The organism is Noviherbaspirillum sp. Root189 (assembly GCF_001428545.1).
GTDB lineage: Bacteria > Pseudomonadota > Gammaproteobacteria > Burkholderiales > Burkholderiaceae_D > Noviherbaspirillum.
In genome coordinates this window covers 128,385-148,810 of sequence record NZ_LMHZ01000089.1, presented here as the reverse complement: position 1 = coordinate 148,810, position 20,426 = coordinate 128,385, and the positions used below count along the sequence as shown (strand labels likewise).

Here is a 20,426-nt window from a genome sequence, read left to right as displayed (position 1 = left end):
ACGACAGGTTTAGCACGCTTCGATGATATGTTCCTGCGCCCGGCCGAGAAGCCATTCTTCCTTCAGCAAGCGTCGGATTTCCGCAGTCGACTCTTCGTCCAGTGTCGCTGGATGCTTGGCGTTGACCATGAAAATTTCGAACACGGTGCGATCAGGCGACGGGAAAGGACCAAGCAGGTCGCCCACCTTGGCGTTAAAGACTTTGGCTTCGATATCGGACTTGAGCGAGCCGCGCATTACCTTGCCAATGAGGCCACCTTTGTCGCGTGTATCGGCGACGGAATGTTCCATCGCCATTTCCGCGAAGCAGTCCGGATCGTCCTGCAATACCGAAATCATTTCTTTCGCCTTGCCTTCGGCATCGAGCACGATGTGACTGACTTCAATGCTGTCGAACTTGGGAGAGTTAAGTTTGAAATATTCTTCTACGGCACGATCATTACAGACCTTGGCCAGCATCTTTTCCTGATATAGCGCGTCCGTGATGAATTCTTCAAATTCGTCCAGCGAGACCCCGAGTGCGCTCAGGTACTGATTCATGTCGGCCGCGCGATGCAGACCCTGCACCCGGCGAAACTGATCAGCCCGTTCCTGGATTTCTTCGGTCAGCACCGGAATACCCTGCTTCTTCGCGGCGTTGACCGTGAGCCGGTCGCGCACCATCTGTTCGACCAGGCTTTCAAACTGGCCGCTGAGCTTGAGTGTCCTGACGAAGTCGTCGACGCTGATGACTTCATCATCGATTCTTACAATATCCGTCATTGCATCTGCTCCTCGAAGTGAAGATGAACGCCGATGCGGCAGTGCGCGTCATAGTGACAGGCACTACGACTGTTGCAATAGTGCAGTGGTGAAATGCCGAAGTGTTGGGTCCGGGATGATTCGCCGGAAAACCACTGACACATTATCTACCGCATTGCCGGCATTAGTAAGAGTGCGGGAGCATCGGAGCCTGTCTTAGCTCAATGTCTTCGACATCAGCTGAGGCTGGCTCTTAATCCTGAGAAAGGGGCTCTGAGCTGAAGTTCGTGTCGATGAATCGGCTGCGGTTTCGCTGGTTATCGCGATCGCCTCGTTTGCGCTGTTTCTAAAGATTTTTCATAGAAAATTTTAGCGAGCCAGAATCTGGTTCCATCGGGAATTTACACATCGTTGACTTAGCGCAAGCATTTCGTTGTCTGAAAGCTGCATGACGGATTTCCGGTATTGGGACCAGGCTAAAAGACGCATCGCGAGGCCAGGGTTGGAACTGTGCTACCGCATGTCAGTCAATCAACATCCAGCTTTCTCAATCCGCAGAAGCGGCCGAACAAATCAACTGGAGGACCACTATGTTGCAATCTCTTGGCTACGGCGCCACCGATGCCCATAAGCCCCTGCATGAACTTCGCTTTGAACGCCGTGATCCCGGTCCGACGGATGTACAGATTGACATCCTCTACTGCGGCGTCTGCCATTCGGATTTGCACACGGCCCGCAACGAGTGGGGAAATACCGTGTACCCGGTGGTACCTGGCCATGAAATTGTCGGACGCGTCAGCGCGGTCGGCAACAAGGTAACCCGTTTCAAACCAGGAGATGTCGTTGGTGTCGGTTGCATGGTCGATTCCTGCCAGCACTGCCGCAGTTGCGCCGAAGGACTGGAGCAGTATTGCGAAAACGGCTTCGTCGGCACCTATAACGGTGAGGAAATGCATTCCGGCGGCATGACGTATGGCGGCTATGCGAGCAATATCGTGGTGACTGAAAAGTTTGTCCTGCGTATTTCCGACAAGCTTGACCCGGCTGCCGCAGCGCCTCTCCTCTGTGCAGGCATCACCACCTGGTCCCCGCTGCGGCACTGGAAAGTCGGCAAGGGTCAGAAGGTTGGCATCGTTGGCTTGGGCGGACTTGGTCACATGGGTATCAAGCTGGCCCATGCGCTCGGCGCGCATGTGGTGTTGTTTACTACCTCCCCGGGAAAAAAGGAGGATGCCATGCGCCTCGGTGCGGACGAAGTTGTTGTTTCCCGTGATGCGCAACAGATGCAGGCACACGAAAACTCCTTCGATTTCATTCTGAATACCGTGGCGGCTCCGCACAGTCTCGACGCGTTTCTCGTCTTGCTCAAGCGCGAAGGTACGATGACCCTGGTCGGTGCTCCCGCCGAGCCGCATCCGTCGCCGCAGGTATTCAACCTCATCATGAAACGGCGCCATCTCGCCGGCTCACTGATCGGCGGCATCGCGGAAACCCAGGAAATGCTCGATTTTTGCGCCGAGCATGGCATCGCCTCGGACATCGAGATGATTCCCATCCAGCAGATCAATGACGCGTATGAGCGCATGCTGAAAAGCGATGTGAAGTATCGCTTTGTCATCGATATGGCCTCACTGAAGGGAAATACATGAGATGCCGATATCGCCGGGCAATACCCCGGTAGAATGGCGGGTTTCCGGAATCCGGATTCCGGATTCCAGACCATTACACGCTACCCTCTACATGATCATTGCAACTCATTCAGGAAAATTTCACGCGGACGATGTCTGGGCAGCGACCGTCCTCGACATGCTGTTTCCCCACAGCGACCTGATTCGTACCCGCGATCCGGAAAAGATTCGTGCCGCCGACTTCGCGGTCGATGTGGGCGGCATCTGGGATCCGCAAACCGGGCGTTTCGATCACCACCAGAAAGGCTTTGCCGGCGCCCGCGAGACCGGCGTCGTCTATGCCAGCGCCGGTCTGGTCTGGAAAACCCATGGCGCGCAATGTGTTGCCCTGGTTGCAAAGTCACGCATGAATGTGCAGCTTCCCGACGAGCAGGCGCAGCAGATCGCTTACGCCATCGATAGTGATCTGGTTCAATACCTGGACATGTCGGACACCGGTGCAGCCAAAAATGCACCTGGCGGGTATGGCTTGTCCGCCGTGGTCTCCGGCTTCAATCCGACCTGGCTCGATGAGCAGGAGGCCGGCGGTCCCGCCGCCGCGGATGCCGTGCGCCTTGCGCAGTTCCGGCGCGCGATGAGCTTCATGGCGGATATCATCGTTAATGCAGTGAAGTACCGGGTCGGCAGCCAGTTTGCCGTCGAACAGGTACGCAACTCCACCTTGCTCGAAAACGGCACGGTGCTGTTCATCGCCAACAGCGCGCTGCCATGGGCCTCGGTGGTCCGCAATGAAATGCCCAAGGTCTTGTTCGTCATCAGCCACAATCTGGCGGAACAGCGGTTCATGCTGCATACCGTTCCGGCGGCGCCCGATACCTTCGAGTCACGCAAAGACCTGCCGGCCGCCTGGGCCGGACTGCAAGGACAGGAGCTTTCCGCAGTGACCGGCGTGCCCGATGCCGGCTTTTGCCATAACAACCTCTTCATTGCTGCAGCGGGCTCTTACGAAAGCGCCTTGCATATGGCCAGACTTGCGCTCGCCGAGCCTGCCTGACAAGCTTTTCGGGACGCCATCTTGCCGCCGCAGATCGTGGATCGTGGCGGAAATGCTATATTCGCCTTCATCCCGGTCATTCACACGGCGTCTTCAAGAAAGGAAAGGAATGCGCCTGTTGCACACCTCGGACTGGCATCTCGGCCAGTTTCTTCATAATTATGAACGCACGCATGAACACGAGCAGTTCCTTGCGTGGCTTGTCGACACGGTGGCCAGCGAGTCCGTCGACGTGCTGCTGATCGCCGGCGATATTTTTGACAACGCCAACCCCTCGGCCGCCTCTCAGCGCCAGTTTTATCAGTTTCTTCAGAAGGTCAAACAGCGGGCACCGCATCTGCAAATCGTCGTCATTGCTGGCAACCACGATTCACCAGGCCGCCTGGAAGCCCCGCGCCCGCTGCTGGAGGGGATGAATGTCACTGTCGTCGGCCATGTGCGCCCCCTGGACGCGGGTGAAACCGATCTGGATCAGTTGCTCGTCCCGCTTCACCGCCGGGATGGTTCTGTCGGCGCCTGGTGCCTGGCCGTGCCCTTTCTTCGTCCTGGCGACGTACCGCGCGTTGAAACCGACGGCGATCCTTACATGGAAGGCATTGCCCTTCTGTACCGGCAGGCGCTTGATCGCGCAGCCGAAAAGCGCGATGCCCGCCAGGCCATCATCGCGCTCGGGCATTGCCACATGACTGGCGGAGAAGTCTCCGCCGATTCCGAGCGACGTATCGTCGTCGGCGGGTCCGAGGCGCTGTCCGACCAGATGTTCGATGCGTCGGTTGCGTACGTGGCGCTCGGTCATCTGCACAAGGCGCAGCGCGTCGGCGGTCGCGAACACATCCGTTATTGCGGCAGCCCCTTGCCGATGTCGTTCACGGAAGTCGATTATGCACACCAGGTACTCTGCATCGACCTCGATGGCGAGAAGGTCGCCGACATTCGCGAAATCCGGGTGCCGAGAACCGTGGAACTGTTACGCATCCCACGCCGCCCCGCAGGGATCGAGGAAGCGCTCGCGGCATTGCATGCGCTGGATTTGCCCGAGACGGATGCCCACTTGCACGCTTATCTTGAAGTGCGCGTGCGCCTTGACGGGCCGGAACCCGGCTTGCGGGCCCGTATTGAAGCAGCGATTGAAGGCAAGCCGGTAAGGCTGGCGAAAATCGACACAAGCTATGCTGTCCGCGTTCAGGAGCATGCTGTTCCCGTGTCGGTCGATGATCTGGATGCGCTGCAGCCCGACGAAATATTCAAGCGTCTCTACCAGGCCAAATACCAGGTCGAGGCGCCGTCGGAACAACTGGCTGCCTTCGCCGAACTTCTCCTGGCTCCTGATCAACAGTCGTCCTAAACGTCGTCCAGAATTACGCATGAAAATACTCAAGGTCAGCGGCAAGAACCTCGCCTCGCTGGGCGGCGAATTCGCTCTCGATTTCCAGAGCGAGCCCCTGCTTTCAACCGGCCTGTTTGCCATCTGCGGGCCTACCGGTGCCGGAAAAAGTACCTTGCTGGATGCACTCTGCCTCGCGCTCTACGATGCGACGCCACGTCTGTCCAGAGCTGTCGGCAAAGGCATCGGCCTGCCCGACGTGCGTGATGAAACACTGACGCAGCAGGACACCCGTAATCTGCTGCGTCGCGGCTGCGCGGAAGCGTATGCAGAGGTGGAATTCATCGGAAACGACAACCTGACGTACCGTGCGCGCTGGAGTGTGCGCCGGGCGCGTTCCAGAGAGGATGGCGCCTTGCAACCGGTGACCATGGCATTCTGGCAACTGCCGGAACTGCAGCAAATCGGCGGCACCAAGCTTGAAGTAAAGGCCGAGATCGAACGTCGCATAGGTCTGAGTTTCGAACAGTTCACCCGCGCGGTACTGCTGGCGCAGAATGAGTTTTCCGCTTTTCTGAAAGCCGATGATGGCGAACGCGGCGAACTGCTCGAAACGCTTTCCGGGAGCACAATCTACAGCGAAATGTCAAAGCGTGCGTTTGCACGCGCCAAGGCCGAAACCGAGAAGCTGAACCAGCTGAGCAGCCGCCTGGCGGACCATGCGCCGCTCGACCCGGAAGCGCGGGCAAACCTCGAGAAAGAGGTGCAGCTTGCCAGCGAGTCCCTCGCATTACTGGACCAGAAAAAGCAAAAGCTCGACGAAGAACTACGTTGGCACCACGCATGGGAAAATCTCAAGCGGGATGAGCAGCATGCCCGGGAGGAAGTGGAACGCCTGGTAGCCGAACAGCTCACACTGGTAACGCGACGTCGATACCTTGCGCGTGTCGATAGCATTCAGGCGGCCCGTCCGCTCATGCATGAATGGAACCGCGCGCAGGCCGCAACGACCAGCCTGCGCAGCGAGCTGCAAGCCGCCGAACAGAGACTCGATGCCGCAGTGATGGCGCATTCGCAGGCGCGGCTGGCGCTGAAGGAAGCGGAAACCGCTGTCCATAACGCCGATATCGCGCGTAATGCCGCAACAATCAATCTGGACAAAGCCAAGACTCTCGACGCACAGATCGAGGCGCTGCAACCGGAATATCAACGATTAATCGACGCACTGGAAGAGGCGCGGAAAAACGAATCGGAAGCGAATCGGAAACTTGCAAACCTGCGGCAAGAGCATGCCGTTATCACAGACCAGCAGAAAAAGGCCGATGCCTGGCTGAGCGACCACGCGTCGACCAAATCGTTGGCGCTGCACTGGGCGCGCTGGGACACCTTGCTGGGTCAGGCCGGCGCGTTGCTGGCCGAACGGAATATGGCGAAGCAGTCGTTAGACATGCTTCAGGCCGACTTCCGGATCAAACGACAGGCTGGCGAAGAAGCGCAGGCACAGCTTTTACTTGCGGTCGAATCGGTCACTAGGGCCGAAGCGCGGCGCGAACTGGCGGTGCGCGCTTTGACGCAGGTCGACATTGCAGGTATCCGCGAGCGACGCCATGCGCTTGAAACACGGCGCGATTTAATTGAAGATGCGGACGCTTGCTGGAAGCTCCTGTTCACGTCCCAGTCCCGGGCACAAGAACTTGCCGCGCGCATTGCACATATAACCCAGTCGCTCGAAGGAGGAGCAGCCAGGCATGCACAACTATCACAGTCTCTGACATCAGCCAGAAGCGCTCTTGAGCAGGCCCAGCGCATGCAGCAGATGGCACACGACGCCTGCAGTACCAGCGTGGAGGAAATGCGGGCATCGCTGGTACAGGATGAGCCATGTCCTGTATGCGGTTCGGTTGAGCATCCCTACGCCGGAGAGGACGACCGCCTGCAAACGGTGCTGTCGACCATGGACCGCGAGGTCTCGGCAAAACGCACGGAAGCTGAAGCACTGTTCCAGCAGTATGCACGGGAAGAAGCTTCCATCACGGAATTGCGGCGCCAGCTTGACGAAGCCATGCGCGACAACGAGGTCGTTTTGGCGTCCATCGAGGACAAACTTGGTGCCTGGCAGGTGCATCCAGTCGCGGCAGAAGTGATGAGCGTTAGTCCGGCAGACCGCAGCGCATGGTTTGCGGATCTGCGCCAGGCGATCAAAGCCCAACTGCTCGATTTGTCGGTCGCCGAGAACGCAGCGACGGCCGCGGAGAAAGAAAAGGACAGCGCCCAGCAAGCGCTCGATGCCGCCCTGCTCCGCCGCTCGCAACTCAGTGAAACCCTTGCAAGCGCGACTGCGCAGGCAAATAAGGCCGAAGCTGAATCAGCGAAATTAAATGAGAAATTCATAGACCTGGAACGTCGGCTGTCGACAGCACTCGACCAGCTCGAGGAAGCCTTCGCCCATCCCAAATGGAAAGATAGCTGGCTGAAGTCGCCTGCCGATTTCCGTGAGAAATGCGAACAACGGGTCGCACAGTGGAATGTCAATGTCACAGAGCATGCGCGGCTCGGCACCCGCCTTCACGAACTGGATATTACCGTAACAGCGCTCGCTGAAAACGCGACTAAACTTATCGCTGAAGTGCAGTCACGCACTGCGCAATTGGCCGCCAGTCGCGAACGCCTCGACGAGAAACGCGCCGCACGTGCAATGCTGTTTGACGGACGTGCGGTCAGAAAGGTCGAGGAAGAGCTTGCCGCCAAGATGGAGCAGGCAAGAGCACAATGCGAACGTCAGATGCAGACGTTGCAGGAGAAGGCCATGGGTGCAACGCGTTGCCGCGAGTCGCGTGACCAGGCCCTGCAACGACTGTCAAACGCCGAACAGGAAATCGCGTCGGCACATGAGCGCGTCAACGCCTGGATTAAGGATTACAACCAGCATGCCGACCAGCAAACCGGTCCACTCGATGAATCAAGCCTCAAGGATATGCTGGCACATGACGCGGACTGGCATGGCGGCGAACGATCTTATCTCCAGCACGCGGATAGTGCCTTGCATACCGCCAAGGCTGTGCTGCAGGAGCGACAGGACCGCCGGGTCGCTCACGAGTTATTGCGGCCATCGGCACAAGCTCGCGAGGTGCTGCAAAGTGCACTGGCAACACTGTCATCCGACCATGAGACCGCGAGCGCACGCACCACACAATTGCGGCTGGCGCTTGCCGATGACGAAGCCCGGCGCACGCGTAGCGAAGCCGTACAGGCGGAACTCGAACGGCAGCAGGCCACCGCGCGCCTGTGGGGCCAACTCGGCGAACTGATCGGATCAGCAGACGGGAAAAAATTTCGCAACTATGCACAGCAGTTCACGCTGGATGTCCTGCTGGGTTATGCCAATCGTCATCTGATGGAACTGGCACGCCGCTACCGCCTGGAGCGCGTGCCGAACTCGCTGGCGCTCATGGTCGTCGATCAGGATATGGGAGAAGAGATCCGCTCGGTGCATTCGCTGTCGGGCGGCGAGTCTTTTCTGGTGTCTCTCGCCCTCGCGTTAGGACTCGCATCGCTTTCGTCGAATCGCGTACGGGTGGAATCCCTGTTTATCGATGAAGGCTTCGGAAGCCTTGATGCGGACACGCTGGCTGTCGCCATGCAGGCACTCGATGGATTGCAGTCCATGGGGCGCAAGGTCGGCGTCATATCCCATGTACAGGAAATGACGGAGCGCATAGGAACCAAAGTGATTGTGCGTCGGGTCGCGGGCGGCAAGAGTGTCGTCGGCGTTGAAGCCGCGTGAGGTTCATTGCGCAAAGAATGAACAAGTAACCTGGTTGCGGGCGAGCACTGTTGCTGTTGCAGAAGATGGTTGCTTTAGGCAAGACGATTTAATTTCCGCACTTGCGTCTGGTTGCAAAGCTTACAATTAATAACATAATGGCAAGGAATCTTTAGGAGCAGCGTGGTCTGAATCAATGACACGTTGATGTCACCTTTATTCTCTCTGAAAGGAACCTAATGAATAAATTGATCGCCACTCTCCTCACAGGTTTGTTTGCAACGTCCGTGTTCGCACAAGCGTCGACAAGCACCACCACGACAGTCCCCGCGACCACACCGGCCGGGGTGACCTCAGGTGCTTCCGCCACGGTCGACACTCCCGTCACAAAGGCTGATGCAAAGGCGCAGGCGAAGGCTGACAAAGCGGACGCCAAGGCTGACGAGAAGGCGGCCAAGGCCGATGCCAAGGCAGAGAAGAAGATTGCCAAAGCCGATGCAAAGGCACGTAAGGACAAGGCGGAAGCCAATAAGGATGCGGCCGAAAAGAAGGCTGACGCCGTCAAGTAACAGATAGAGATAGGCTCAAATAAAAAGGCGGGAGCGATCCCGCCTTTTTTATGTGAATCGTTTTAATTCAAGCATGTGGGCTTACCCGGTTCATGCATGGCACTCGGCCTTTCCTGATCAGGCCCCAATTTTAGTTTGATCAAGTCAACAAAGAGTTTTCCTGCATTTAAGTCCTATCTAAGAATGACGGGCTACCATGAAGCTCTGGAACCAAGGCATTGCGTCTTGTTCCTGATCCTTTCAAGAGAGCTTTGCCCGCAGCTTGCCCCAGCTGCGGGATTTTTTTTCAATAGCGTGACTTGTGATCAAACATTGCGGTATCGATGCCGATTCTTCAATCCGTCTTCCAACTTGAACGTGTCGATAGAGACTGAGATGTCTCCTGCAATCCCGGCAGATTTTTTTATACGCATTAGAAAATCCCAATCCGCACAGCAACCATTGATTTCGGTACCAGCTCACCGGGGATCATATTAAACTGTCAAACTTCTAGAAACCTCTTTAACTTTTATCTATAAGTGCCTAATTCTTCAGTGCATTAAATCCTCTTGCCGAGGTACAATAGACTGCACTGGATGACAAGGATTAAGCATGAAGAAGGTTTCTTTACTACTTCTGTTCGTTTTTCTTCACTTCTTTTTCGGCGCAGAGCCGGCAAGTGCAAGAAGTAAAGTACCCGCCGCATCCAAGGCAAAAAAGGTTTCGATCACCACAACCAGAAAACGCCAGAAAGCCAGTGCACTAAAATCGCGCGCTAGTGCAAAAACCAAAAACAAGGTACGCACCAAGGCACGTTTATCCGCGAAATCATCCCATGCCGGACACAAACGCCTGGTAGCGTTCCATCCCCGCCGGATGCGAGCGACACCCTCTCCACCGGTGCTGAGTGTCGGCGACCTCGCGGGTCTGAACGAAACAGCCAATCCTCTTGGCCTTGCTTCCAACGCCGCGCTGGTGCTCGATGAATCCACTTCGTCGGTGCTCTTTGCAAAAAATCCCGAAGCGGTTCTTCCGATCGCGTCGATCACCAAACTGATGACCGCACTGGTAGTGCTTGAAGCCAAGCAGGACCTCAATGAGATATTGACCGTGACAACTGCCGACGTCGACCGGATTAAATATACTTCTTCACGATTGCCAGTTGGTGCAAAGCTGACACGCAGAGAGATGCTCCATATCGCCCTGATGAGTTCTGAAAACCGCGCGGCATCCGCGCTTGGGCGCCACTACCCCGGCGGACTGCCTGCATTTGTGGAGGCAATGAATGCGCGCGCCAAGCTTCTCGGGATGACCAATACCCATTACGTCGAGACGACAGGACTGTCGAGCAAGAATGTTTCGACCCCAAACGACCTTGCAAGGCTGGTGGTTGCTGCGCGCGAACATCCACTGATCAGGAAATTTTCCACGCATGAAGCATTTTCAGTCGAGCCAGGAGGACGAGCCCTACAGTATCGCAACTCGAATCGGCTGGTCAGGAACTCCAACTGGGATATCGTCCTGCAGAAGACTGGGTACATTGCCGAGGCCGGACGGTGCCTCGTCATGAACGCCGTCATTGATGGACGGTCGGTCGTCATGGTGTTCCTTGACTCAAAAGGAAAATACTCGCGAGCGGCCGATGCAAACCGCATGCGTACCTGGCTTGAAGATGTGAAGCTACCGACATTGACGCGCATGGAAGAAAAAACAGAAGGATAGAAGCAACATTAACAACAAGAAATTCCCGGTCTGCACAAAGACATCGCTTCACCCTATAGAAACAAACGAAAAACCAGAAGATGCTGAGCTTCACCCGCACACTACATACCATCGACGCACATACCGGCGGCGAACCCTTACGTGTCCTGTTGTCAGGCATGCCGCATGTCCCGGGCAATACCATTCTGGAAAAGCGCTCGTGGCTCAAGTCAAATCGCGACGACTTGCGGATGTTCCTGATGAACGAGCCGCGCGGGCACGCGGACATGTATGGCGCTTATCTATTGCCTCCGGTTAGCCCCAATGCTGATTTCGGCGTGATTTTTATTCATAACGAAGGCTATAGCGACATGTGCGGCCACGGGATTATTGCGCTCGGCAAGGTCCTGGTGGAACTGGGACATGTCGAGCGGCAAATTCCTGTAACGCGCATCGCCTTCGATTCGCCTGCCGGATTCATCGAAGCACAGGTGGAGTGGGACGGCGTGCGTGCGGGACGGGTCACTTTTCGTAATGTGCCTTCGTTCATTTACCTGCGCGATCTTGAAGTCGATACGCCAAGCTTCGGCAAAGTCACGGGCGATATCGTTTTCGGCGGTGCCTTTTACTATTACATCCATGTCGGCCAAACCGGACTTGAAATCCGTCCCGAAATGGTCCGACCGCTGATTCAGCTTGGCGCTGAAACCAAACAGGCTGTGAAAGCAAAGGTACGGATTCAACATCCTCTGGTGACAGGGCTTGATAGCTTGTATGGGACCATCATTGATGGCGCACCAAACCGGACTGGCATCGACCAATCGAATGTCTGCATCTTTGCTGATCGTGAAGTCGATCGGTCGCCGACAGGCACCGGAACGTCCGGTCGCGCGGCACAATTATTTTTGCGTGGAAAGCTCGGGCTTAATCAAGCGTACCGTAATGGCAGTATCGTTGGTAGCGTGTTCGAAGTTCGGGTGGTCGAAGCAACGCAAGTTGGCGCCTTACCTGCGGCTATTACCGAAGTGACCGGTGAAGCCCATATCATGGGATTCAACCAGTGGTTACTGGAAGACACCGATCCGTTTCCGACAGGTTTTTTTCTGCGATAAGTTCAGGCATCGCGTGACAAACCAAAGATCGAAAATACAACGGCATAGCTTGTCGCTGCGTTTATATCAAGGTTTATGATGTATCGACTTTACGGCCGACCGGATTCATCGAAAAATTTTACTTTTTGTCTGTTCGCTGACGAGTACACTTCATACAGACAAAATAAGGACAATCATGAGGGCATCCGGACTGGTTTCCGAATTAGCGAACCTGATCGCCATACACGGTGACCTGCAGATCATGTATGACTGCGATTCGGTATTAAGTGAGTCTGTTTCCATTATCGTACTCGATGAGCCCTATCTGAGCGAACCGGTTTTTGTTATCTATCTGGCGGATGCAAACAGCGAGAATACGGCGGCATAAGGCTTAAAGGCGCCATGCCGCAATGGCACAAGCACTGTCTCGGCGAGCATGAGATGCCTGATTGCGGGAGTCAGGCTTAACGTTCGGCCTTTGATCTTCTATACCGTGCGACAATTTCATTGAACCGCCCCTTGGACTTAATCTGATCAAGGGCGGATTGCAGCATGGAGACGACCTTGTCGTCCGTCTTTTTGCTGAGCGCGAAATAATAACTATGCGTCTCCGCCAACGTGAGGACTTCTTCATACTCGGCAGGATCGTACCCCAATTCCTTCAGGTTCCACATCGCAACCTGGATGTCATATGCCCACATATCGACCCGGTCGGCCTGAAGCATCTTGGCGACGCTGATGCCCGAGTTCAGCAAGACAACTTTGTCACGCACGCGGTCCACTTTGTCGAGCAGCTTTTCCCCGACATCCTCGCGTACTACACCGATACGATAACCGGAGCGACCAAGTTCCTCGACGCTGGCGAGCTGGATGCCATTCTTTTTCTTGGCAACCAGTACGATACGAGATGGCAGGATAGGCCCAACCCACTTGAACAGGTTCTCCCTCGGTTCGGTGCGCGTCGTAGAAAATAGCACAATGTCCTTTTCCTTCAGCGCAGTTTCATATCCGCGTGCCCATGGCCATATCCGGATATCCTCCCTGCTCTTTTTGGAACCGGACAGGTCCAGCATCTCCATCAGAACGTCGACGGCAATGCCTTGACGGCGGCCGTTCTTTTCGAAATTGAATGGCGGATAATCTTCCGTGATCAGCGTCAGGGCGTCGAGCGTCTGGCCTGCAGCGTCCAATGAATAGAGACCGGTTGCCATTGCGGCACCGAGTGTTGTCATACGGAGGCCGAATTGACGGCGATTTATACTAAAACTGCGGTTGCGCATGTTATTCCATTTTTCTTTTCGATAGCGTCAGCCGATAATACCAATCCCAATCTGTAACGTGACAAATGAGAATAGCGAGCTATTGACGACGAGTGCAACGCCGGCAGGCAGCTCGGCGCCCCCAGAAAAAGACGCGATCTCATGGTGCGTTATGGGTTGGGATTGGTATAAGATACTCGCTTGCGCAATCCTGTCATACGCGTTGTCGATCATACGGAAACGGAGGCCTCCGTGACGGCGAGCGATCGCATGTCAATGGCCCGGCCTGCGCGCACCATCGCCAGCAATGATTCTGGTGCAACCGGCGGACTGAAATAATAACCTTGTAAATAATCGCAGCCATATGCGACAAGCTGCCTCAACTGGTTAACGTTTTCCACACCTTCGGCGACCACGGCCAGTCCAAGGCTATGCGCCATGCCGATGATGGATTGCGTAAGTGCCGCGTCAGTCGCACTGGTGCTGATATCGGAAATGAATGAACGGTCGAGCTTGAGTCGCCTTACCGGGAAACGCTTCAAATAGGACAGGTTGGAATATCCCGTCCCGAAGTCGTCAATAGCGATACCGACGCCCATTGCGGTCAGCGTGTGCAAGAGCTGCACCGTACGCTCCGGATCGCGCATGGAGGCGCTCTCGGTAATCTCCAGTTCGAGGCTGTGCGCCGGCAAACCGCTGTTCTTCAGCGCCGACGCGACTTCCGCGTCGAAATGCGGGCGTATCAATTGCTGCGTGGACAGGTTAACCGATACGGGCAGATGCGACACGCCGGCATCCATCCATGCCTTCGCCTGCAAGCAGGCGGTCCGTATCACCCATTCGCCAATACCGTTAATCAGGCCGGTTTCCTCCGCCAGTGAAATAAACCGGACCGGTGCCAGCATACCCAGCTGAGGATGCTGCCAGCGAATCAGGGCTTCGGCACCCGCGATGCGTCCACTCCGCAAATCCAGGAGTGGCTGATACACCAGGCGAAATTCATTTCGTTCAAGCGCGCGGCGCAAATGCGCTTCCATGACCAGGTGCTCGTTCGCGCGTTTGTCCATCTCGGCGGTATAACGCTCGACACCATTGCGTCCTTTTTCCTTGGCGTGATACATGGCGGCATCGGCGTACTTGAGAAGAGTTCCTGCCTCGTCCGCATCATGCGGATAAACACTGATGCCAATACTGCAAGTGACGGCCACATCCTGGCCACCCAACACAACCGGTTCGCAGATGGTGGCCATCAGGCGCTGCACGAGACGATATATGGTGTCCTCGCAGTCGACTCCTTCCAGCATCAGGACAAATTCGTCGCCACCCAGCCGCGCCAGCGTATCGGACTTGCGCGCACAGAGGGACATCCGGCGCGTGATCGTTTTGAGCAATTCGTCGCCGGCATCATGTCCGAGCGTGTCATTGACATACTTGAAACGATCCAGATCGAAGAACATCACATGAACCGTACTGCCGTCCCGCTGCGCCGCAGCGATCGCCTGCTCCATGCGGTCAAGCAGGAGCAGGCGATTCGGCAAGCCAGTCAATGCATCGTGCAAGGCCTGCCTGCGCAACTGTTCCTCGTAACTTTTGCGGTGCGTGATGTCATGAATCACGGTCTGAATCGCCGAAGCGCCGTCATACTGGAATATCGCCCGGCGGATTTCGACATCGATCAGTGTTCCATCGAAGCGTCGCATCTTTACTTCAAAGCTGTGCGGTTCGCCGTCGGAAGGCAAGATCGCATCCAGCTGCTGGCGCATGACCGCTTGCTCTTCAGGCGGCGCCATATCGAACAGAGTGACGGCCTTGACCTGTTCCTCGTTCCGTGCGCCAAGCAAATTCAGCGTACCCCGATTGACGAAGATGATACGCCCGTCCCTTTCAATCGTGATGGCGTCCGGCGACATTTCAACAACCTGCCGATAGCGGTCTTCGTTTTCACGTGCGGTCTGCTCCGCGTGTAAACGGTCAGTTATTTCAAGGTTCAGCCGGCGAATCGCGTCCTCCCGTTCAGTCACCTGCTGCGCCAGTTCCACAGTGCGCGCTTCGACCAGTCGTTCCAGCCCCTGGCGATACAGCGCAAGCTCATCCACGTCGCGCCGGATGGAAGCCGTCATGTCGTTAAACGCGGTAACGACGATATCGAGTTCATCGGGATGCGGTGTGCTTTGACGATTCAGTGTTAAGGTTTCGCCCAATCTGTTCAGGTCCAGGCGCTGGGCATACGTGGCGATCGACGACAGATGGCGGCTGACGAGTCGTCGGAATATAAACAAAGTGAACAGGACGACGATCGCCGTCTTGGTTGTCTGCGTCACCAGGATCAGGAGTACCTTGTTGCGCAGTTCGGCATAGACGCCATCAATACTCGCCGTGATTTCCAGGGTAGCGACCTGGAACTTATTGTCCGTGGTGCCACGCTCTGTAAATTTGATCGGGATATGGCGCCGTATTGTATTAGCGGCGGCAACGCTTGATAAAGGAACGCCGGCACGCATCAGAAACTTGTCTGCGGGATCGCGCAGTTCAGCTGTCATGACATCGGGCAGGCGCGCAATGCCTTCGATCTGCTTACGCGTTTGTTGCTCATCCATTGTCCACAGCGAGGTGGCGATGCTTTCCGCGTACGCATGTTCGATCTCGTCGAGCCTCGCGTCAATACCAGAGACGCCCTGGTAGTAATCGAACACCAGCTGTGCGCCAGTTGCAAGAATAGCCAGACAGGTGCTGCAGATCAGGATTGCCGCGATGACCCGCCGCCCTAGCGGATTGGATTGTGCATGCTTGAACAAGGCTGGCCCACTTATGTTTTCCAGATTGCGGCTGCGCCTTTGAGAGACGCCACTTTACTCCGGCAGAAGATTGCTCTTAGGCAAGGATACCATTTCGACGCACTAAAGGGGAACCTCCCTCCGAGTGGGAGAAAAACCGGGCTAAAACTGTTTAAATGACGCCACGCGGGGCATGATGTACACGGACGTTTCCAGGGGAGGCCGACTTAATAATCTACCTGAAAACCAATTCCAAGGACGCGCTGGAAGTCGTCATAGTCGATCAAGGTATAACCGTACCCGGTAAAGTACTGCACATACCCCTTGAGCTTCGACGTCAGTGGAAAGGCCCAGGAAACCTGTGCCGCCCCCTTGTCGGTATGGAAGTTATAGCGGGTCAGCAGCGAATACTCATGACCGTTCCTGCGATAAGTGCCGACCAGGTCACCCCGTCCCATGTAATCAACGATGCGTGGATTGTTATCGTCACTGGCCGCCTCATTGAAGCGTTTCCAGATACGTGCAGAGAGGTCGAAATTGCCATGCTCGAAGGCCGCTTGCAGATAAGCGCGATTCCAGCTGCGTGAAAGCGTGGAGGCCTGCCCGTTTGACTGATGCAACAGGCCCAGATTCAACATGCGCAACCTCAGGCCAAGAAGATTGATGTCAACGGGAACGACTGCCATCACCTCTGGCTGGTAATCGGTTTCGCGGAACGGACTGGATGCCGCGGCATTGCCGGCCTGCCAGAAGCTGCGTTGCGTATAGCCAAACCACAGATCGATAGGTTTGTCCGCCACATTCTCCGCAAATTTTAGTTTAAAGCCGAGCTGGAAGGCCAGTTCCGCGTGCGCCAATCCTTTTGCTTCAGGTGTGAATGCGCGGAACGGGCGATAGGGATCCTGATTCGGCGCAGAATTGTAGGTAGCTACCAGATAATTTTCGTGATGCGGGCGGAATCTGAAAATCCCGCGCTTGTTCGATGCCCCGAGCTCCCAGTGCTCCGAGAGGTGCGACGATTCACTTGCTGCACGGTTCGCCATGCCGCCTTCATTTTCCGCGCCGGATGCAGGCAACACCATCGCGGCATCGGGGCGGATAGCCGATGGCTGCGCAGCAGGCGTGCCTTGTGTATCCGGCTTGCCGGCGAGACGATCATAACAAAGCAGGCGCGCGGAATCCGATACGATTCCCGCGCAATCCTGAAGTCCTGCAGGCGCACCGGCAGCGTGACCCTCAATGGAGCCACACATCAGCATAACGGCCAATACGGAACTCGCCGGCAGGTCTGTCACAAACTTTTTCATGGTATTTTTTTTGATGCAAGCAAGCATGGCCTATAAGTCGCCGATACCGCTCGGGGTCGGGTACATTGTTGCGGAGGCTCAACGCTCTTTCGCCTTTAGCAACCCTTGCAATAAGAAGGGCCCTTGCTGGCTTTGGTTCCGGAGGCAAAGCACAGGAACTACTCCATGCCTGCACGGCTGCGCACGGTTTTATTCAGTTGCCTGCCTGTACCTTGTTTTGCTTTCGGTCTACAAACGCGGTCAGGCGCTCCTGGGTATCGGGATCGCTCTGCGCCACCGCGGCCATCAGGGCCTCGGTCATCAAACCATCCTGTACAGACTGCTCCGCAATGCGCGGCAAGACATTGATGACCCCGTAGTTAGTGGTTGCGGCGTTGGCGACAATTTTATTTGCCAGTTCCATAGCCTTGCGCATGCCCTCGCCCACTGCAACGATATATTGCGACATGCCGGCGCGATGCCCTTCTTCGGCATTCAGCACCCGTCCGGTGAGCATCATGTCCATCATGCACGGAACGCCGATCAGCCGGGGAATCCGTACTGAACCGCCACCGCCGACGAACAGGCCGCGCTGTCCTTCGGGCAGCGCGTAAAAAGCCGATGCCTCCGCGACCCGGATATGGGTGGACGCTGCGAGTTCCATCCCACCGCCCACAGTTGCGCCTTTGAGAACGCTGATGACCGGAACGCGGCCAAACTGTATGCGTTCAAATGCGTGATGCCAGGACCGTGAATGATGCATCGCCTCTACTGCGTTTCGCCCCCGTACCTCTGACAGGTCCAGGCCAGCGCAGAAATGCTCTCCGGAGCCCTGTACGATGACCGCTTTCACGTCTGGCGGCGGGTTATTGAAGTAAAGTTGCAACGCTTGGATGGCGGCGTCGTTAAGCGCATTGCGCTTGGCGACTCGGTTGATCGACACAATGGCGATCGGGCCTGTCTGTTCGATTGTTAGTGTGGTCGAGGTGTCGCTCATAGTGGATCGTTCATGTCGCTTGGCAATAGGCGGATTGTTGTAACGCGGCGGAAAATATTCCGCCGGATCTTATGGCAGGTTCCTCGCAGTGGTTTTCGCCTGAATCAAATCGACCAGCAGCTGGTCACGTTCGGCGGTCAGCATGCCCTGCTCCTTGCCGGCGAGTTCAGCATCCATTTCCTTCACGATCTTTTCCTTCAGCGCTTCGGTGATTGATGGCGCGCCCAGATCGGCCCACCAGCTCTCTATGGGAGGACCGAGATGGTCAAGCAAATGCCGCAACCCTCCGTCACCGCCGGATAGATGCAGGTTCATGAACGGACCCAATAATGCCCAGCGCAGACCGGGCCCATGCGCAATCGCCGTATCGATATCACTGACTGTTGCCACTCCTTGCTCGACCAGATGGAATGCTTCGCGCCACAGTGCCGCCTGCAATCGGTTGGCGATGTGTCCCTTGACTTCCTTGCGTGGATGGATCGGGCGCTTGCCGATCGCGGTATAGAAGTCCATTGCCTGCGCGACGGCCTGTTCGGACGTCTTTTCACCACCGATCACTTCGACCAGCGGAATCATGTGCGGCGGGTTGAAAGGATGTCCGAGCAGCACACGCTCGGGATGGCGACATGCCGATTGCACTTTACTCATGAGCAGGCCGGACGAACTGGAGGCCAGGATGACATTGGCAGGCAGCACCGCATCCATGCGTCGAAACAGTTCAATCTTCAACTGCTCATTTTCGGGGCCGTTTTCCTGAACGAAAGCCGCTCCCTGGAGAGCCACCTCGAGATCGGCGTGAAACGTCAGGCGCTCCTGCGACGCCCCTTCGGCGAGACCGAGTCCTTCCAGGATGGGCCAGTGCCTGCCGACCGCCGCACGCAATTTTTCTTCTGCGCCCGGAGAGGGATCAGTGCACCTGACGTCCATGCCGTGCGCCAGAAAATAAGCTGCCCAGCTTGCGCCGATGACACCCGTGCCGACAACGGCAACGCACTTTATTTTGTTAACTTCCGTCATGTCTTACCTTCGTCCTTCTTCGGTGAATCGGAGCACTCGCGCGCCTGTCTTAACGCGCCACAGGTTTCATGCTGCCTTCTTCCTGCTTAACAGACGCGCCAGTTCCTTCGCTGTCTGCTCCACTGTCTTGCCGGATGTATTGACCGTCGCATGGGCCAGACCATAAAGCTCCGCACGTGCCTCGAGGGCATAATGGATATTTTCCATCGCTTCCTTTTGCAGCTGCGGGCTCGCGATACGTGCATCGTGCTGCGCCATGACGCGGGCAAAATGCTCTTCCGGTTCGGCCTTCAACCAGACATTATAAAAGGAATGCAGCAACAGTTCGTAGGTGGACGCAGCCGCGACGATACCACCGCCGGTTGCCAGCACGACTTCCGGGTAGGTGGCGATCACGCGTTCCAGGCAACGACGCTCGAGCCGGCGATATCCGGCCTGGCCATACAGCCAGAAAATTTCCTTGAGATTGACCCCGGCTTCTGCTTCGATCTCGCGATTGAGTTCGACGAAGGGAACGTCCAGCTGCCGGGCCAGCAATGGTCCCAGCGTCGACTTTCCTGCGCCGCGCAAACCAATCAAGGCAATCCGCATTGGCGCCGCACAAGGATCGGCCCGACTGCTTGTGTAATCGGCGAGCCATTGTCGAATCTCGCTCAACTGTTCATGCGATTGCCGCTTGAGCAATTCGACGATCAACGCATAGTCCGCTCCATAGCGCTCATTGTCAGACAACAGGTTTTCAAGCGGCAGATTGAGCGCCGTGGCGAGCTTGTGAAGCACGGCGATGGATATATTACCGTCCCCCTTTTCCACTCGCGACAGATAAGGCAGCGAAATGCCGGACTCGGTGGCGAGCTGCTTCATCGTCATCGCCCGGGCCGCCCGGGCGGAGCGCACCCGTTGTCCCAGGCGCATGGAAAGCGCACTGCCTACATCATCGCCAGTATTTCCCGGTTCAGCCCGTGCTTCCGCAGGTTTGCGTCGGACCCTCGATGTTTTTCCGGTAACGGATGGCGTTACATCGGGCTGGTCGGCAGGCGCGTTTTTTTTCCTCGGCATGAGGGAATTCCTTAAACTCTACACATAAACGGCAGCATTATCTCAAAGCCTGCTTCAACATTTCGTGTTGAGAACCGCGCAGCGACCGCATGCTTCAGCGCCTTATACCAATCCCAAGCTATAACGTGGCAAATGAGATCGATGGATTTTTTTGACTGGCAAGGCGCAGGAGGAGTCAATAGCG

Annotated in this window: 15 protein-coding genes; 8 read left to right on the top strand and 7 right to left on the bottom strand. The window is 56.3% G+C overall.

The window, feature by feature from the left end:
• Positions 1 to 9: 9 nt before the first annotated feature.
• Positions 10 to 762 (bottom strand): peptidylprolyl isomerase, encoded by a 753-nt coding sequence (locus tag ASE07_RS27825; RefSeq protein WP_057294060.1) that lies wholly within the window; start codon positions 760 to 762, stop codon positions 10 to 12.
• 569 nt (positions 763 to 1,331) lie between these two features.
• On the opposite strand from ASE07_RS27825, the gene ASE07_RS27820 reads away from it, so the two are divergent.
• The 8 genes from ASE07_RS27820 (at position 1,332) to ASE07_RS27785 (ending at position 12,238) form a co-directional block, all read left to right on the top strand.
• A complete protein-coding gene (locus tag ASE07_RS27820; protein ID WP_057294059.1) occupies positions 1,332 to 2,390 on the top strand; it encodes an NAD(P)-dependent alcohol dehydrogenase in 1,059 nt (352 codons plus the stop codon).
• Between the two features lie 91 nt (positions 2,391 to 2,481).
• Positions 2,482 to 3,423 carry an MYG1 family protein gene (locus tag ASE07_RS27815; protein WP_057294058.1) on the top strand — a complete coding sequence of 314 codons (942 nt, stop codon included), beginning with the start codon at positions 2,482 to 2,484 and terminating at the stop codon, positions 3,421 to 3,423.
• 109 nt (positions 3,424 to 3,532) lie between these two features.
• Entirely contained in the window at positions 3,533 to 4,768 is a 1,236-nt protein-coding gene (locus tag ASE07_RS27810; protein WP_057294057.1) for an exonuclease SbcCD subunit D C-terminal domain-containing protein, read from the top strand.
• A 19-nt stretch (positions 4,769 to 4,787) separates the two neighbouring features.
• A complete protein-coding gene (locus ASE07_RS27805) occupies positions 4,788 to 8,531 on the top strand; it encodes an AAA family ATPase (RefSeq protein WP_057294056.1) in 3,744 nt (1,247 codons plus the stop codon).
• A gap of 218 nt (positions 8,532 to 8,749) precedes the next feature.
• Complete coding sequence (locus tag ASE07_RS27800) at positions 8,750 to 9,079, top strand: hypothetical protein (protein ID WP_057294055.1); 330 nt, start codon at positions 8,750 to 8,752, stop codon at positions 9,077 to 9,079.
• Positions 9,080 to 9,670: 591 nt separating this feature from the next.
• Positions 9,671 to 10,780: a D-alanyl-D-alanine endopeptidase gene (gene pbpG, locus ASE07_RS27795; RefSeq protein WP_057294054.1), complete on the top strand. Its 1,110-nt coding sequence runs from the start codon at positions 9,671 to 9,673 to the stop codon at positions 10,778 to 10,780.
• An 80-nt stretch (positions 10,781 to 10,860) separates the two neighbouring features.
• Positions 10,861 to 11,871: a trans-3-hydroxy-L-proline dehydratase gene (gene lhpH, locus ASE07_RS27790; protein WP_057294053.1), complete on the top strand. Its 1,011-nt coding sequence runs from the start codon at positions 10,861 to 10,863 to the stop codon at positions 11,869 to 11,871.
• Positions 11,872 to 12,046: 175 nt separating this feature from the next.
• Positions 12,047 to 12,238, top strand: coding sequence for a hypothetical protein (locus ASE07_RS27785; protein ID WP_057294052.1), 192 nt, complete (start codon positions 12,047 to 12,049; stop codon positions 12,236 to 12,238).
• Between the two features lie 76 nt (positions 12,239 to 12,314).
• On the opposite strand, the gene ASE07_RS27780 is transcribed toward ASE07_RS27785, so the two are convergent.
• The 6 genes from ASE07_RS27780 to ASE07_RS27750 all read right to left on the bottom strand — a co-directional run bounded on the left by ASE07_RS27780 (position 12,315) and on the right by ASE07_RS27750 (position 20,242).
• Complete coding sequence (locus ASE07_RS27780; RefSeq protein ID WP_162256971.1) at positions 12,315 to 13,082, bottom strand: substrate-binding periplasmic protein; 768 nt, start codon at positions 13,080 to 13,082, stop codon at positions 12,315 to 12,317.
• 257 nt (positions 13,083 to 13,339) lie between these two features.
• Positions 13,340 to 15,904 (bottom strand): bifunctional diguanylate cyclase/phosphodiesterase, encoded by a 2,565-nt coding sequence (locus tag ASE07_RS27770; RefSeq protein WP_057294049.1) that lies wholly within the window; start codon positions 15,902 to 15,904, stop codon positions 13,340 to 13,342.
• Positions 15,905 to 16,110: 206 nt separating this feature from the next.
• Positions 16,111 to 17,190: a phospholipase A gene (locus tag ASE07_RS27765; RefSeq protein ID WP_082584549.1), complete on the bottom strand. Its 1,080-nt coding sequence runs from the start codon at positions 17,188 to 17,190 to the stop codon at positions 16,111 to 16,113.
• Positions 17,191 to 17,383: 193 nt separating this feature from the next.
• Positions 17,384 to 18,166 (bottom strand): crotonase/enoyl-CoA hydratase family protein, encoded by a 783-nt coding sequence (locus tag ASE07_RS27760; RefSeq protein ID WP_057294048.1) that lies wholly within the window; start codon positions 18,164 to 18,166, stop codon positions 17,384 to 17,386.
• Between the two features lie 69 nt (positions 18,167 to 18,235).
• Positions 18,236 to 19,183, bottom strand: a complete 948-nt coding sequence (locus tag ASE07_RS27755; protein WP_057294047.1) for a 3-hydroxyacyl-CoA dehydrogenase NAD-binding domain-containing protein — start codon at positions 19,181 to 19,183, stop codon at positions 18,236 to 18,238.
• A gap of 66 nt (positions 19,184 to 19,249) precedes the next feature.
• Entirely contained in the window at positions 19,250 to 20,242 is a 993-nt protein-coding gene (locus ASE07_RS27750; RefSeq protein ID WP_082584546.1) for a helix-turn-helix transcriptional regulator, read from the bottom strand.
• Positions 20,243 to 20,426: the final 184 nt, after the last annotated feature.